Annotated in this window: 13 protein-coding genes, 1 tRNA gene and 1 other annotated feature; of the genes, 1 reads left to right on the top strand and 13 read right to left on the bottom strand. The window is 45.8% G+C overall.

Going from position 1 to position 13,524, the window contains the following annotated elements; translation table 11 throughout:
- Window positions 1-132: 132 nt before the first annotated feature.
- Window positions 133-1,788, bottom strand: coding sequence for a 2-isopropylmalate synthase (locus ACTNC6_RS07310; protein WP_441043708.1), 1,656 nt, complete (start codon window positions 1,786-1,788; stop codon window positions 133-135).
- Window positions 1,789-1,878: 90 nt separating this feature from the next.
- Window positions 1,879-2,137 (bottom strand) — a binding site (T-box leader).
- A 146-nt stretch (window positions 2,138-2,283) separates the two neighbouring features.
- Between ACTNC6_RS07310 and ACTNC6_RS07305 the strand changes: the two genes are divergently transcribed.
- Window positions 2,284-2,357, top strand: a tRNA-Pro gene (locus tag ACTNC6_RS07305).
- 116 nt (window positions 2,358-2,473) lie between these two features.
- Here ACTNC6_RS07305 and ACTNC6_RS07300 read toward each other — a convergent pair.
- The 12 genes from ACTNC6_RS07300 to ACTNC6_RS07245 form a co-directional block, all read right to left on the bottom strand.
- The gene (locus ACTNC6_RS07300; protein WP_441043706.1) at window positions 2,474-3,718 is read right to left on the bottom strand and encodes a DUF1015 domain-containing protein; all 1,245 of its coding nucleotides are present in this window, start codon (window positions 3,716-3,718) and stop codon (window positions 2,474-2,476) included.
- A 77-nt stretch (window positions 3,719-3,795) separates the two neighbouring features.
- Window positions 3,796-4,383: a nucleotidyltransferase family protein gene (locus ACTNC6_RS07295; protein WP_441035596.1), complete on the bottom strand. Its 588-nt coding sequence runs from the start codon at window positions 4,381-4,383 to the stop codon at window positions 3,796-3,798.
- Window positions 4,380-5,150 (bottom strand): selenium cofactor biosynthesis protein YqeC, encoded by a 771-nt coding sequence (yqeC, locus tag ACTNC6_RS07290; protein ID WP_441043704.1) that lies wholly within the window; start codon window positions 5,148-5,150, stop codon window positions 4,380-4,382. The genes ACTNC6_RS07295 and yqeC overlap by 4 nt, the downstream gene beginning before the upstream one ends.
- A complete protein-coding gene (gene yqeB / locus ACTNC6_RS07285) occupies window positions 5,140-5,943 on the bottom strand; it encodes a selenium-dependent molybdenum cofactor biosynthesis protein YqeB (RefSeq protein ID WP_441043702.1) in 804 nt (267 codons plus the stop codon). The genes yqeC and yqeB overlap by 11 nt, the downstream gene beginning before the upstream one ends.
- Before the next feature lies 1 nt (window position 5,944).
- The gene (locus ACTNC6_RS07280; protein WP_173742419.1) at window positions 5,945-6,544 is read right to left on the bottom strand and encodes a histidine phosphatase family protein; all 600 of its coding nucleotides are present in this window, start codon (window positions 6,542-6,544) and stop codon (window positions 5,945-5,947) included.
- Window positions 6,537-6,917: a bifunctional adenosylcobinamide kinase/adenosylcobinamide-phosphate guanylyltransferase gene (locus ACTNC6_RS07275; RefSeq protein ID WP_303242473.1), complete on the bottom strand. Its 381-nt coding sequence runs from the start codon at window positions 6,915-6,917 to the stop codon at window positions 6,537-6,539. The genes ACTNC6_RS07280 and ACTNC6_RS07275 overlap by 8 nt, the downstream gene beginning before the upstream one ends.
- Before the next feature lie 23 nt (window positions 6,918-6,940).
- The gene (gene cobS, locus ACTNC6_RS07270; protein WP_441043699.1) at window positions 6,941-7,714 is read right to left on the bottom strand and encodes an adenosylcobinamide-GDP ribazoletransferase; all 774 of its coding nucleotides are present in this window, start codon (window positions 7,712-7,714) and stop codon (window positions 6,941-6,943) included.
- Between the two features lie 21 nt (window positions 7,715-7,735).
- Window positions 7,736-8,266 (bottom strand): bifunctional adenosylcobinamide kinase/adenosylcobinamide-phosphate guanylyltransferase, encoded by a 531-nt coding sequence (locus ACTNC6_RS07265; protein ID WP_441035587.1) that lies wholly within the window; start codon window positions 8,264-8,266, stop codon window positions 7,736-7,738.
- Entirely contained in the window at window positions 8,266-9,330 is a 1,065-nt protein-coding gene (cobT, locus tag ACTNC6_RS07260; protein ID WP_441043697.1) for a nicotinate-nucleotide--dimethylbenzimidazole phosphoribosyltransferase, read from the bottom strand. Before cobT ends, ACTNC6_RS07265 begins: the two co-directional genes overlap by 1 nt.
- A gap of 4 nt (window positions 9,331-9,334) precedes the next feature.
- Window positions 9,335-9,763, bottom strand: coding sequence for a GtrA family protein (locus ACTNC6_RS07255; protein WP_441043695.1), 429 nt, complete (start codon window positions 9,761-9,763; stop codon window positions 9,335-9,337).
- Complete coding sequence (locus ACTNC6_RS07250; RefSeq protein ID WP_441043693.1) at window positions 9,764-10,711, bottom strand: glycosyltransferase family 2 protein; 948 nt, start codon at window positions 10,709-10,711, stop codon at window positions 9,764-9,766.
- Between the two features lie 60 nt (window positions 10,712-10,771).
- On the bottom strand, window positions 10,772-13,522 hold the full coding sequence (locus tag ACTNC6_RS07245; protein WP_441043691.1) for a YfhO family protein: 2,751 nt from the start codon (window positions 13,520-13,522) through the stop codon (window positions 10,772-10,774).
- Window positions 13,523-13,524: the final 2 nt, after the last annotated feature.

The raw sequence follows: 13,524 nt of genomic DNA, 5'->3' as shown, positions 1-13,524 counted from the left end.
CTATGATTTTATTTTTATACAATTTACTGCAAAAAGCGGGAATGACTGTACTTTTATCTGTACAGTCATTCCCGTTTTTTAACTTTTCTATTATTGTGATATCCGCAAATTGCTCCGCAGTGAAGCAACTCCTTAGCGATTGTTGATAGCAGTTACCAGGGCGTCAATGGATGCACGGATGATATCAGGGTCCACTCCTGCTCCCCATGCCAGGGTTCCGTCCGGTTTCTTAATTCCCACATAGGCGATAGCCTTGGAACTGGAACTGCGCTCCAGTGCATGCTCCTGATAGGTTTCCAGAGAATACTCCAGATCATAGGCTTTCTTCAGGGCATTGCTTACTGCGTCCAGACGTCCGTTTCCGCAGGCTTCTGTAACAATGGTCTCACCCTGGAAGGTTGAGGTTACCTGTGTGGTAATTCCTCCATCCTTCTGCTGGAAATGTACCTCATTGATACTGTATGGCTCAACCACATTCTCAAAGGTTGACTTAAACAGACCAAAGATCTCATCAGGATGAAGCTCTTTGTGCTTATGATCAGATACTGCCTTGGTGGCATAGCCCATGGCCTCACGCATTTTCGGAGGAAGGTTCAGGCCATATTTGGTCTCCAGAATATAACCAACACCGCCCTTTCCGGACTGGCTGTTAATACGGATTACATCTGCATCGTAGTTTCTGCCTACATCTGTAGGATCAATCGGCAGATACGGTACATTCCAGTGATCTGGATCTTTATCATCTCTCCAGTGCATACCTTTGGCAATGGCATCCTGATGGGAACCTGAAAATGCTGCAAATACCAGGGCACCACTGTACGGGCTTCTCTCTGTAACCTTCATGCCGGTGCACTCCTCATATACTTCGCAGATATGAGGCATGTCAGAGAAATCAAGCTTAGGATTCACTCCCTGGGAATACATATTCATGCCAAGTGTTACAATATCCACGTTACCGGTACGCTCACCGTTTCCAAATAAAGTTCCCTCTATCCTGTCTGCGCCTGCCAGCAGTCCCATCTCAGAATCTGCTACGCCACATCCTCTGTCATTGTGCGGATGGAGAGATACGATCACGTTTTCACGATATTTCAGATTATCACACATATATTCCACCTGGCTGGCATATACATGGGGCATGGAATGCTCTACTGTAACAGGCAGGTTGATAATACATTTATTATCTGCTGTAGGCTGCCATACATCCAGAACTGCGTTACATACCTCCAGTGCATATTCCGGCTCTGTTCCGGTAAAGCTCTCCGGGCTGTATTCGAACTGGAAATTGCCTTCTGTCTCATCTGCCAGTTTTTTCAGAAGTGCAGCGCCATCCACTGCAATCTTTAAAATCTCTTCCTTTGTTTTCTTAAATACCTGTTCTCTCTGGGCAACAGAGGTGGAATTGTACACATGTACGATTGCTTTCGGAGCACCTTTGACTGCCTCGAAGGTTTTACGGATAATATGCTCTCTGGCCTGGGTCAATACCTGGATGGTCACATCCTCAGGAATGAGATTCTGCTCGATCAGAGTACGCAGAAATTCATATTCTGTCTCAGAGGCTGCCGGAAAACCAACCTCGATCTCTTTAAAACCAATTTTCACAAGAAGCTTAAAAAACTCTATTTTCTGTTCCAGGCTCATGGGAATGACCAGTGCCTGGTTACCATCACGCAGATCAACGGAACACCAGATAGGAGCTTTCTCCACATATTCCTTCTCTGCCCATTTCATGGATTTCACCGGGGGCATAAAATACTGTCTCTGATACTTGCTTGCTTTCATCATTTTCTTTATCCTCCACTTTCTTATGTACTTAAAAATAGCTACGCGGTCTGTTTCGCAGGAACTAAAAAAGCCTCCCGCCCTGCATGATCTGCAAGAGACGGAAGACATCAAAATCTTACGCGGTACCACTCTTTATTTATGAACTACGTCATCACTCACCGGATACAGAATCTGAGATCCTTATATCCTCTCCCTTTAACGGTGGACACCGTCTGCGCCTACTCTCCTGTATAAAGATTTCAGGCAGCTGCTCAAAGGCGAGTTCCACAATTTCCATCCGCTGCTTCTCACCGGCCAGCAGCTCTCTGGGCTCAGGTTACTGTGTACTATTCCTCATCTATGCATTTCGCTTATTTTTGCTGAGTAATACGTTAACATCAAAAAGAGTTTTTGTCAAGACCTCTTCCTGAATTTACCCGAATTTGCCAAAATTTTGCTCAAATTAAAAAAAGCACTTGCAATTTGTTTATACTTTTGTTACAATAGCAAATGTTGCGGGGTATGGCGTAGCTTGGTAGCGCGCACGGCTGGGGGCCGTGAGGTCGCAGGTTCAAATCCTGTTGCCCCGACTAAATACAGTAAGAAAAAGAGTTTCCAAAACCTGGAAGCTCTTTTTCTTTTGTCCTTATCAGACGTATTATTATTTCTTTTCTTACTGATATTCTGGTATATGCCAATCAGGAAATCAATATAACTTATGTATAAACAATCCGCTGCGAAGTTTTGGCTCGAACCAGGTGCTTTTTGGGGGCATAAGTCTGCTCTCGTCTGCAATCTTCATCAGATCCTCCATGGAGGTTGGATACATGACAAAGGCAACACCTCCGGTCTTATCTGCCATCTGTGCCAGCTCTACAGCCTTGTGGCTTCCGCCTACAAAGGAAATGCGCTGGTCTGTGCGCGGATCCTGAATGCCCAAAACCGGATTCAGTACTTTGTCCTGAAGTATAGAGACATCCAGCTGGGTCACTACATCCTTACCCTCATATACATCCGGCCATGCTTTCAGATGATACCACTGGCCATCCACATACATACCCATGCAGTGCTTTTCCACAGGCTTACATGGAAATCCCGGCATAAGCATTAATTCAAAATTAAATTTCAGGGCTGCCAGAAAAGCCTTAACTGTCAGTCCATTCAGGTCATGGACAACTCTGTTGTAAGGAAGGATACAAAGCTGGTCATAAGGAAATACTACTGACAGGAAATAATTAAATTCCTCTTCCCCTGTATATCCGGGATTCTGTTCTCTTCTCTTCAGTCCAACCTTCACTGCTGATGCAGCTCTGTGATGTCCGTCCGCAATGTACAGAGAATCAATCCCTGCAAATTCCTCATGGATTTTCCCGATCATCTCTGCATCATCAATTACCCATACTCTGTGGGTGATCTCATCCTCTTCTGTGAAATCACAGGCAGCCGGATGGCTCTTTTTCCAGTCTTCCATAAGCTCCAGCAGAGACTGGGGATATCTGCAAGCCAGAAAAATAGGACCTGTGTTGGCATTGCAGCTGTCTACGTGGTGGATTCTGTCCTGTTCCTTGTCCTCTCTGGTCAGCTCATGCTTTTTGACCACTCCGTTCATGTAATCGTCAATAGAACTGCAGCCTACAATTCCTGTCTGGGTTCTGCCTTTTCTTACCTGCTCATAAATATAATAGCAGGGATTCTCATCCTGGATCAGAATCCCTTCCTTCTCCAGGTTGTCCAGATTCTCTCTGGCTTTTGCATAAACCCTTTCATCATACAGATCAATGGATGGCTCCAGATCCATCTCCGGTCTGTCCACATGGAGAAAAGAAAGGGGATTTTTCTCCCCGATTGCCCTGGCTTCTTCTCTGTTTACCACATCGTATGGCAGGGCTGCCACTGCCCTGGCTTTGTCAGCTGCAGGGCGAAGGGCCTTAAATGATCGAAATACTGCCATAATACCTAACTCCTCTCTTGTACTTTCCTGAATCTTTGATTCATTCTCAGAAAGTTTTCTCTTTGTCCGTTATTTTATCATACTTTATAATCAATATCCAGTAATTCCTGGTCTGCTGCCACCTGATATATTTCCACATCATCCGAATGGGACAATACAACCTTTTTTCCGCCTTTGTCACCGTTCAGCAGTCCAAGCTCTCCAAAATATTTTTTCCTGAAAATGCAGGGATTGCCCATATGAGTTCCGTCAGAAACACAGACAATCCCTTTTTCTCCTCTTATACAGGCATGAATAAGCCCGCCTATAGTCCGTCCGGACAGCCAGGGCTGATCTGCCACACAAAACAGAGCTGCATCTGCCTCCTGATTTGCCTCCAGACCGATTCTTACCGAGGAAGAAATTCCCCTTTCAGGAGCCGGGTTATTATAAACTCTAAATCCATATTTTTCTGCCTGTTCAGCAACAAAATCATATTGGGTCACTACAGAGACTTCCAGACAGGATTCCGTTTCCCCGGGCAGCTGTTCCCAGTTTTTCTGCACATCATATAAAGTATCCAGAATATAGCAGAACATAGGCTTTCCCTGAATTTCATACAGCAGCTTATTAGAGCCGAAACGGCGGCTGTTTCCAGCCGCCAGCATAATGATCCCGATCTTCATATCTGCACTGTCCCTCCAAAGCTTCTCAGGCTTCCGGCTGAAGCAATCATCTTTTGTTCCCTGAATTTTCTCAGGAGATTTTCCGGGTTCCTGCCAGACTTCAGAGTGTCAGTTTTATTCAGATACACCCGGTACTCCCTGTTTCCCACATTTTTCTTCAGACCCTCAGCAGAAGACCCTATTCTTACAATGTCCTCTTCTGTAATCTCATCTGTCTCAGATTTTCCCAAAAAACCTGCAGTCAGTTCCTGGCGGAAAGCACACTGTTCTATACTTTTTCCCAGACAATCCAGACCAATGACACCGATTACCAGATCTGCACATTCCGGGATCACAGGTTCCCATTCTGCAGGAATCTTAACAGGTCTGTGTTTGGAACCGTCTGCCTCAACAAGTATCACATCACAAAAACGAGCCAGCTGCCTTATGGCAGCTTCCGATATGGCAGAATATTTTCCGGTTTCAGACTCATAACCTGCTGCGATCACATAATGATGGTTTGCCAGAAGCTCCCGGCATTTACTCTGCACCTTTGGATCCAAAGCTTCACCTCCTTTGCCTACCCTGACAAAGGGGCTGTCCGGTTCATATGCCATGTGTGTGGTGGTGGTGATCATAACCTTTTTCCCGGCTGTCACCAGTTCCTCTCTCAGACAATGGATCAGACTGGTCTTGCCGCCTCCGCCAACCACAGCAATCACAGAATGGTCTCTTAGATCAATCATAAGTAAATCCAGGAGTCCACCCTGAAGCTCTTTATTTTCCATAAGGAAGCACTCCCTCTGACAACAGGATTTCCAGCACACTGCCGGCAATACACCTTGCCTTGTCAGAAATGGTATAGCAGTTTTTCTTCTGCTCCTTACGGGGATCAATATCTGCGATCTTCATTCCTTCCGAAATCCTGGCACCATCCCGGATGATTCCTCTCAACACTCCGGTAAGGCTGGCTTTTACAGGTACCTCTCCGATCCATCCCAGGATCTGATCCTTTTCCACAATATCTGCAATCCGGGACTGACAGCGGATCACTCCCCCTGCAGGAGCATGGATCACTCTTTCCTTTCCATAACCTGCGATCACTCCCGGAATCCCGGTATTTGGCAGGGCACTTCCTTCCCGGATGATCCTGCCAAGATTATGGCCGCGCATGGTTTCTACCACATAGTCTACATCCTCTCCTGCAGAAAATCCCGGTCCCAGGGCAATGGTAAGGTCAGCCATGGATCTGTCCGTTCCCAGATTCTGTTTTGCAAGGATACCATCGATCAGAGCTGCAGGTCTGTATTCCCTGAGGATTTTTCCCTGGGGGTCGACCATAAGAGGGATTTCCCCTGCACTCCAGATCTCCTGGCATTCCCGGAAGGAATCCACCCTTCTGGCTGTCACACCTTCTACAGCAGCAGCTCCATCATACGCTGCCTCGCAGAAAGCCACCTCTCTCCGGATTGCCGTAGGTCTGTCACATTCCAGCACCAGAACTCTGTATCCGCTGGCAAAAAGCCTGTGAATTGTACCGCTGGCAAGGTCACCCCCACCTCTTACTGCCAGAAAATCCATATTAACCCTCCATAACCGATGATTTCAGTATCAGTTCTTTTCTGTTCTTCTGCCACAGATTCTCGTCCAGTTCTACCTCATATCCGCCGCCATTTTTCACATGCCACTCATAAAAGGATCTGGGAATCTGAGCATATTCCTCCATAATATTCATGATAGTACCGCCATGAATCACCAGCGCGGCCTGAGAAATTCCCCTGCGGATACATCTGGTAACAGCCTTATCAAAGCCTGTCAGATTTCTCCTTTTGGCTTCCTCTCTGCTCTCCCCTCCGGGAAAGGGCAGCATTCCCTTACTGTCCACCCATGCCTGATAATCAGCATTTCCGTCCAGTTCCTTATAATTTTTATTCTCAAATTCCCCGAAATCGCATTCGGACAGCTCTTCAATAATATGTACCGGCTCTCCCGGAAAAAGAATCGCCGCAGTCTGCACACAGCGTTTCAGAGGGCTGACGTAAACGGCGTCCGGCCCTGGATAATCCATTTTGCGGAGAACCTCTATTCCCTCCGGACAAAGAGGTTCATCTGTTACACCAATATATCTGGCTTTCTTATTTCCCTCTGTCATTCCATGACGGATCAGCCATAATTTAATCATTCTTAATCACCATTCCAATCCCGCAGGCCACCCGCGTAACCTTGTGGCTGTAGGCAGCCAGCCTGGTACAGACCCGGCCTACTGCTTCTCTGTATTTTCTGTCAAAGGCATCTATGGGAACGACTCCATATCCTACCTCCTGAGAAACCAGAACCACCTTCGGATTTTCACGGATCAGGACTTCTGCCAGATCAGACACTTCCCTGCCTGCTTTTATCTCTCTGCGGATAAACTCATGAAAATTCAGGACGCCTTCTGCAGCAAACAATTCCTCTCTGGACAGACTGCTGCCCTCTTCCCAGATCAAATCCGGATATTCTTTTTTGGCATATTCTGTTTTTCCCTGATATGCACCACCTATAATCATTTCCATACTCTATGTACCCCACGTCCTCTTTAGAAATTAGAAATCACAGCCAGTACCACAGCCATTCCCACCTCACAGAGGCAAAGGAAAAAGCCTGACAGATCTCCTGTAGTTCCTCCGAAATATTTCATTGCCATATGATGATAATACCAGAATACCAGCAAAGCTGCCACAAAGGCTGCCAGTCCCCATACAGGGTGGATCCACATCATCCCTGCCAGAAGAAGTACCAGATAAAAGATCAATACATTTCTGGATACCACATCCGAAGAATTTCTGGAAAACTGCGCTACTGTGCCATCTGCCTTTGCCTTGGGAAAGGTGATCACACCAATTCCTGACAGACACCTGGAAACCATAAATCCAAGACTGAGGATTCCTATGGCATGAAGATTTCCCCTTCCATAGAGCTGACTGAAAGCACCCAGCCAGGTAAGAAAATACACGGCTGCAGTGATCACTGCAAAAGCCCCTGCATGAGAGTCCTTCAGGATCTCCAGTCTCCGGCTCCGTTCCTGCCAGGAGCTGAGGGCATCAGAGGTATCCAGAAGTCCATCTACATGGATCCCACCGGTCACCAGTACCGGTATCAGCACCAGCACTACAGTTACAAATCCCGGTTCATATCCAAACCGCAGTCCCAGCAAGGCCACCGCCATTGTCAATATACCGATCACAGTACCGATAAAAGGGAAGAAACAAAACATATATTTCATATTTTCCTTTGTCCAGTCAGCTCTGGGCATGGGAATTTTGGAAAACATGGCAAATGCCACCTTAAAATTATTCCACAGGGATTTCATATATAAAAAACTCCTCAATTATTATTTATTATTATCCGTCTTCTTCAGGTATATCGGAATCCCGTATACCACTTCTACTGCCTCATCTGCCATTTTTGCCACAGCCTGATTGATCTCACCCAGATATCTCAGATAAGTATTCATCTCTTCATCAAATGTAACCCCATCCGAAAAAATCTCATTGGTCACGATCACCATATGCCTGACCCTCTCCTTCAGCTTCTGTACACCAGCCAGAATCTCTTCTACCGTATTCTGATGAGCACCATTTTCCTCAAACATTTCATTTGCCGTAAGGTTGGACATACATTCCAGCAATACCACACTGTCCCCGGAAATCGGTACATCCTTCAGCCCTGTATAGCATTCTATTGTATCAAAGCCCTTGCCTGCCCGCATTTTCCGATGGCGTTCAATCCTTTTAAAGCTCTCCTGGTCAAAAGGGTGCATGGTAGCAATATAGATCCGCTTTGCCTCCCCCAGAGAAAGCACACGGTCTTCTGCAAAGGCAGACTTCCCACTGCCGCTGCCCCCTGTAACAAGAATCAACATTATTTTAACTCCTCATACTGCTCCACATGAATATCCTCAAAGGTACTCATTGAGTGATAAACTGCTGCAGCCATATCCAATACCGGGAACAGGGTTACTGCACCGGTTCCCTCTCCCAGGCACATATCTGCGTGGAGGATTGCTTCCTTTCCCATATGCTCCAGAATCAGATGGGCTGCCGGCTCCTTTGATACATGGGAAGCCAGAATATAATCTCCTGCTGTAGGGCAAAGCTTCATAGCAATCAGAGCTGCCACACAGGAAATAAATCCATCCATCAGCACCGGCATATGAAGGGCAGCACCACCCAGGAACACACCTGCCATTCCTGCAATATCCAGTCCACCTACCTTGGCCAGTACATCCACAGGATCTGCAGGATCCGGGCGGTTCAGCTCAATGGCTTTTTTAATGGCGGCTACCTTTCGGTTCAGACCTTCACTGGTAAGACCTGCCCCTCTGCCTGTCATGGTTTCTACAGGCTGATCCAGGAGCACAGAAGCCACAGCACTGCTGGTAGTGGTATTTCCGATTCCCATTTCACCGGTAGCCAGGATCTGATATCCCTCAGCTTTCAGTTCTGTCGCTGCCGTTACACCGGCCATGATCCCCCGGATTGCTTCCTCTCTGGTCATAGCCGGACCCTTGGTCATATTATGGGTTCCCTTCATAACCTTCAGGTCTGTACGGACCTTTGTATCTGTCACCATTCCTGTATCCACAGGATAAACCAGAACATTACACTGCCTGCACATGGCACAGACACTGGTATCACCCTTAAGAAAGTTTTCAGCCACAATCGCCGTAACCTCCTGGCCTGTCTGGGTCACTCCCTCTTCCACAACTCCATTATCCGCACACATGGCAACCAGTGCCCTTCTGGAAAAATCAATATCCGGATTTCCTGTAATTCCTGCGATCTGGATGAGAAGTGTCTCCAGCTTTCCCAGAGAATGGAGGGGTTTTGCAATACTGTCCCAGCGTTTCTGGGCAGTCTCCATTGCCTTCTTATCAAGAGGTGTGATCGCTGCAAGCGTTTCCTCCAGTGTACTATATTTTTTCATATCCTTAATTCTCCTTAGAATTCTTTTTTCCTGTGGTAAAAACAAAGAATTTGCTGAACACATAATTCAGGATCAGAACAATAAACTGTGTGGCAAATTTGCCCACCATATCATTCATTCCCAGCTTTGCCACCAGCAGCCAGACACCTCCTACCTCGATGACCATGGTCATAAGACGGGCACTGATAAACTTGCAGAAGGGCCGGATGTGGTCTGCCAGAGTTTGGCATTTATCCTGGAAAACAAACCTGGAATTTACCACATAGGCAAAAAGGATGGCCAGTATAATGGAAATCACATTGGCCATGTTCAGCCCAACCCTTAGCTTTCTCAAAACATAAAAACTGATCAGATTTACCAGTGTGGTGCATCCGCCAAAAAACACATAGCGCACCACAGAGCTTGCATATAATTTTTTTATCAGCTGTTTCATTTATTTTCTACGCTCCAAATCTTCTTCACTTCCGTGGATGATCTTTGACACAATATAGCGGGGACGATGCTTCACTTCCTCATAAATCTTGGCAATATAGTATCCGATGATTCCAAGACTGATCATGATAGCACTTCCTATAAGCAAAAGCACCAGAAGCAGGGTGGTATATCCCTCTACTGCCCGTCCTCCAAAATATTGAATCAGAGAATAGATCATCAAAGCCAGGGAACACAGAAAGCAGATCAGTCCGCCTACTGTGACAAACTGCAGGGGAACTGTAGTAAATGCCACAATATTGGTAAATGCATATTTCACCAAAGACCAGGGAGACCATTTGGAGACTCCTGCCTCTCTCTCCTGTACCTCAAACCTGACACTGGTAGTCTTAAATCCTACCCAGGAGGAGGTAGCCCTGAAAAACATATTTCTCTCAGGCATAGACAAAATGCTGTCCACCGCCTTTCGATCCATCATCTTAAAATCCGAGGCATCCTTCATATTCACCTTTGTTGCCTTAGTCATAATGCCATAGAAAAATTCTGCACACTTTTTGTGGACAGCGCCCTCTTTTCCTCTGTCTGATTTGACGCCCTCGATCACTTCATATCCATCCTGCCACAGGCGGTACATTTGTACCAGCGTTGCCGGGGGATGCTGTAAATCACAGTCCATCACAGCGATCACATCACCGGAGGCCTGGGCCAGTCCTGCAAAAACAGCTGCCTCTTTGCCAAAGTTCCTGGAGAAATGAACTCCTGTTACATTTGGATCCTTTTTCCCTGCCTTTTCAATCTCCGCCCAGGTACCATCTGCAGAACCGTCATTTACTACCACCAGCTCGTAAGGGATCTCTGCCTCTGTGAGAACCTCCCTCAATACCCGGCAGGTCTTTCCCACCATCAGTTCCTCATTATATGCCGGAAGTACTACTGATAATCTTTTCATCTTATCTCCTCGTCTGTCTTTCAAAAATTATTATACACCAAATCTGTTAGCTGTCTATTCTTACCTACAGGTTTTCTTTCTGCGGCTTCTATATACCAATATAAAATATAAAAGGAGCCCCGCCAGAGTAAGTACTGCTCCGGTTTTTATGTAGGGAGTGCAATAAATAAGCTGTATTGTATGATGTCCCTCTTCCAGTTCCACTGCCATATACATGGTATTGGCCTTCTTAAGCTCTGTCTTTTCCCCGTCCACATAAGCAGTAAAGCCTTTGCTGTAAGGAATTGCCAGAACCAATGCCCTTTTGCCTGAAACCGTAATCTCTCCAGTAATCTGGTTCTCTTCCTGGTTTATATTCTGAAGAGTTTCTGCCTCAAGCTCCTGTGTCTTTTCCTGGATTCCCTGTACAGGCTGGCATACAACACGAAGCTTATCATAAGTATAAACGCCTGTATTTTCAAAGGTAATTGTGATCACCTTTCTGCAGGTTCTGGAATATCCCAGATTGCACAGGAAATTATGGCGTCCACTGTATGCATTGTATTTATCCGTAAAAATCTTAATACTTTTCTGTACATCACCGGAGGCCACTGACATTGCCGCCTCCTTTGTCTCTTTCCAGTAACGCCACATACTGTCCTTATTCCAGACTTTATTTTTCTCATAATCAGACAGGCTGTTCCACTGTTTTTTGCCGATCAGCTGTCTGGGAGAAAGGCTGTCATAATCCAGGTCATCTGCAATAAGATAAGTCTCACATTCCGCCAGTCCGTTAAAGGCCAGCTTCAGGCTGGCACCCTCACGGGTTACATAAATTTTGCCGTCAGATACCGTACATCCCTCTCCCGGTTCTATTCTGTAATCCATAGATTCATCGTCAAAATAAGTAGAAGCTTTTGGCAGGGAACTATCCTCCAGCACAACTCCGTCCAGAAGAGCCTGCTGCTTTTTCACAACGTCCATTTTTTCATATTCAGACCTGGGAATGTAACTGTCATAGGTATACCCCAGAGGCAGTGTGCTGTCTCCTGTATATGCCCTGCATTCCTTGTTTCCCTTACCTGCTGAACCTTTTTCCCGGTTATATCCATAGGGCAGATATTTGTAATTATTGCCGCTGATCACAAAATATTTCACTGCAGCCAGACGGTCAAGGATGGTCCTGCTGTCCAGATTCTCATAATGCTGCTCCCAGGGCGTATTCAGATACATTTCATTAAAAAACTGACTGATACTTCCGTTAGCCAGGCTGAAATAATAGGCTGTACTGTTGGTACCCATATACATGGACGTATTATCATAAGGAAGAGCACCATACTGATCGTATCTGTACACCCCTTGGTCTCCGGTATTCAATACTGCCTTATCTGTATTAGATTCCAGCTTGTCTATTACATCCTCTGCTTCTGCAAACTCAGACAGATAATCCTTTTCATAGGAATACTGATAGGATACGTTCAGTAAAATACTGACCACCAAAAGTCCGGAAAGCATGCCGCACATATATTTTCCCTGAAGGAAAATATTGCCAAAGGAGGTAACTGTAAACACAGCCAGGACCAAGACGATCACTGCTGCCATATTTCTCTGCGTCCGGGCTGACTGCGCAAATAAAGCCAGCACACAGTACGCCACCGTCATGACAAAAATCTTCTTCTTTTCCCTCACAGTCAGAGTAAACAGCTCAGGATATGCCTTCACGAAAATATACGCAATCATCATCCCATAAGCCCAGATCCACCTGTTGGACACATAAGAGAAACCATTGAGCGCATGCCCTGCGAAAGGCACCAGCAAGAACAGATTCAACAACCCAAATCCCAATTTCAGATCCAGGTACTTCTTCTTTCTGGAAAAAAGCACAAACACACCTGCCATAGCAACAGCAGAATACCCGGCAACCCCCCACTGGATCATATTCTCCCCGATCAGATCGCCCAGATACTTCTCATAATAAATCTTATCATATAAAAGAGGCACATAATTCTCAGCCTGAAACCTGTCCGTACCAAAAAGCGTCATGATCACCGGCAGAAAAATAACCGCCGCAATCATCAAAGCCACCGCATAATACCCGATAAACTTCACCAGCCATCCCAGAACATCCTTCACACTTCTCTCACTGAAAATCCCAAAATACCGGAAAGCCGCATAAATAAACATAAAAATACAGATCATATAAAAGAAATAGAAATTCGACATAGCTGAAACCGCAGTCGCCCAGATAAACAGCCATGGCTTCTCCCTTTTATAAATCTTATCAATCCCCATCAGCACCAGGGGCAGATAAATCATAGGATTGGAAAAGTAAGGGTGCTTCATGGCTGCATAAATGGTCCATCCTGCAAATATATAGATCAAAGTCCCCATAAACGTCGCCTGCTTTGGGTTCTTATGATAAAAGCAGTAAATACTGAAGGAAATCCCGGCCAGATAAATTCTCAGAAAGATCAGCACCTCATACAGAATCTCCGTCTTATCCGCAGGTACAAACACAGACAGCAGGGTCAGCGGATCGCCGATCACATAATAATGTAAAGTAGTAAGAATATCCGAGCCATAACCGATATTCATATCCCACATAGGGACAGACAGCTTATGCTCTATAAAAATCCTGTGCAGGATTTCCCTCAGATACCTGCCATAATAGGCCAGGGAATTCAGATGCTGAGGAATCCCGTCATGACTCCACACCAGAGATTTCCCATTGTGGGAAAACTGATAAAAAATAAACCCGGAAATCAGCGCAAAAGCAAGGGTGTATAAAATATAAAAATCCTTCTTACTGTCCTTCGTGACAAACCTTCTCATAA

Source organism: Blautia sp. HCP3S3_C4, from assembly GCF_052064095.1.
Taxonomy (GTDB): domain Bacteria; phylum Bacillota; class Clostridia; order Lachnospirales; family Lachnospiraceae; genus Blautia_A.
This window is presented reverse-complemented; position numbering and strand designations above follow the sequence as displayed.

Excerpts from the sequence above, each read along its gene's own strand:
- ACTNC6_RS07310 (WP_441043708.1), bottom strand. The coding sequence starts at position 1,788 with ATGATGAAAGCAAGCAAGTATCAGAGACAGTATTTTATGCCCCCGGTG.
- ACTNC6_RS07300 (WP_441043706.1), bottom strand. The coding sequence starts at position 3,718 with ATGGCAGTATTTCGATCATTTAAGGCCCTTCGCCCTGCAGCTGACAAA.
- ACTNC6_RS07295 (WP_441035596.1), bottom strand. The coding sequence starts at position 4,383 with ATGAAGATCGGGATCATTATGCTGGCGGCTGGAAACAGCCGCCGTTTC.
- yqeC (WP_441043704.1), bottom strand. The coding sequence starts at position 5,150 with ATGGAAAATAAAGAGCTTCAGGGTGGACTCCTGGATTTACTTATGATT.
- yqeB (WP_441043702.1), bottom strand. The coding sequence starts at position 5,943 with ATGGATTTTCTGGCAGTAAGAGGTGGGGGTGACCTTGCCAGCGGTACA.
- ACTNC6_RS07280 (WP_173742419.1), bottom strand. The coding sequence starts at position 6,544 with ATGATTAAATTATGGCTGATCCGTCATGGAATGACAGAGGGAAATAAG.
- ACTNC6_RS07275 (WP_303242473.1), bottom strand. The coding sequence starts at position 6,917 with ATGGAAATGATTATAGGTGGTGCATATCAGGGAAAAACAGAATATGCC.
- cobS (WP_441043699.1), bottom strand. The coding sequence starts at position 7,714 with ATGAAATCCCTGTGGAATAATTTTAAGGTGGCATTTGCCATGTTTTCC.
- ACTNC6_RS07265 (WP_441035587.1), bottom strand. The coding sequence starts at position 8,266 with ATGTTGATTCTTGTTACAGGGGGCAGCGGCAGTGGGAAGTCTGCCTTT.
- cobT (WP_441043697.1), bottom strand. The coding sequence starts at position 9,330 with ATGAAAAAATATAGTACACTGGAGGAAACGCTTGCAGCGATCACACCT.
- ACTNC6_RS07255 (WP_441043695.1), bottom strand. The coding sequence starts at position 9,763 with ATGAAACAGCTGATAAAAAAATTATATGCAAGCTCTGTGGTGCGCTAT.
- ACTNC6_RS07250 (WP_441043693.1), bottom strand. The coding sequence starts at position 10,711 with ATGAAAAGATTATCAGTAGTACTTCCGGCATATAATGAGGAACTGATG.
- ACTNC6_RS07245 (WP_441043691.1), bottom strand. The coding sequence starts at position 13,522 with ATGAGAAGGTTTGTCACGAAGGACAGTAAGAAGGATTTTTATATTTTA.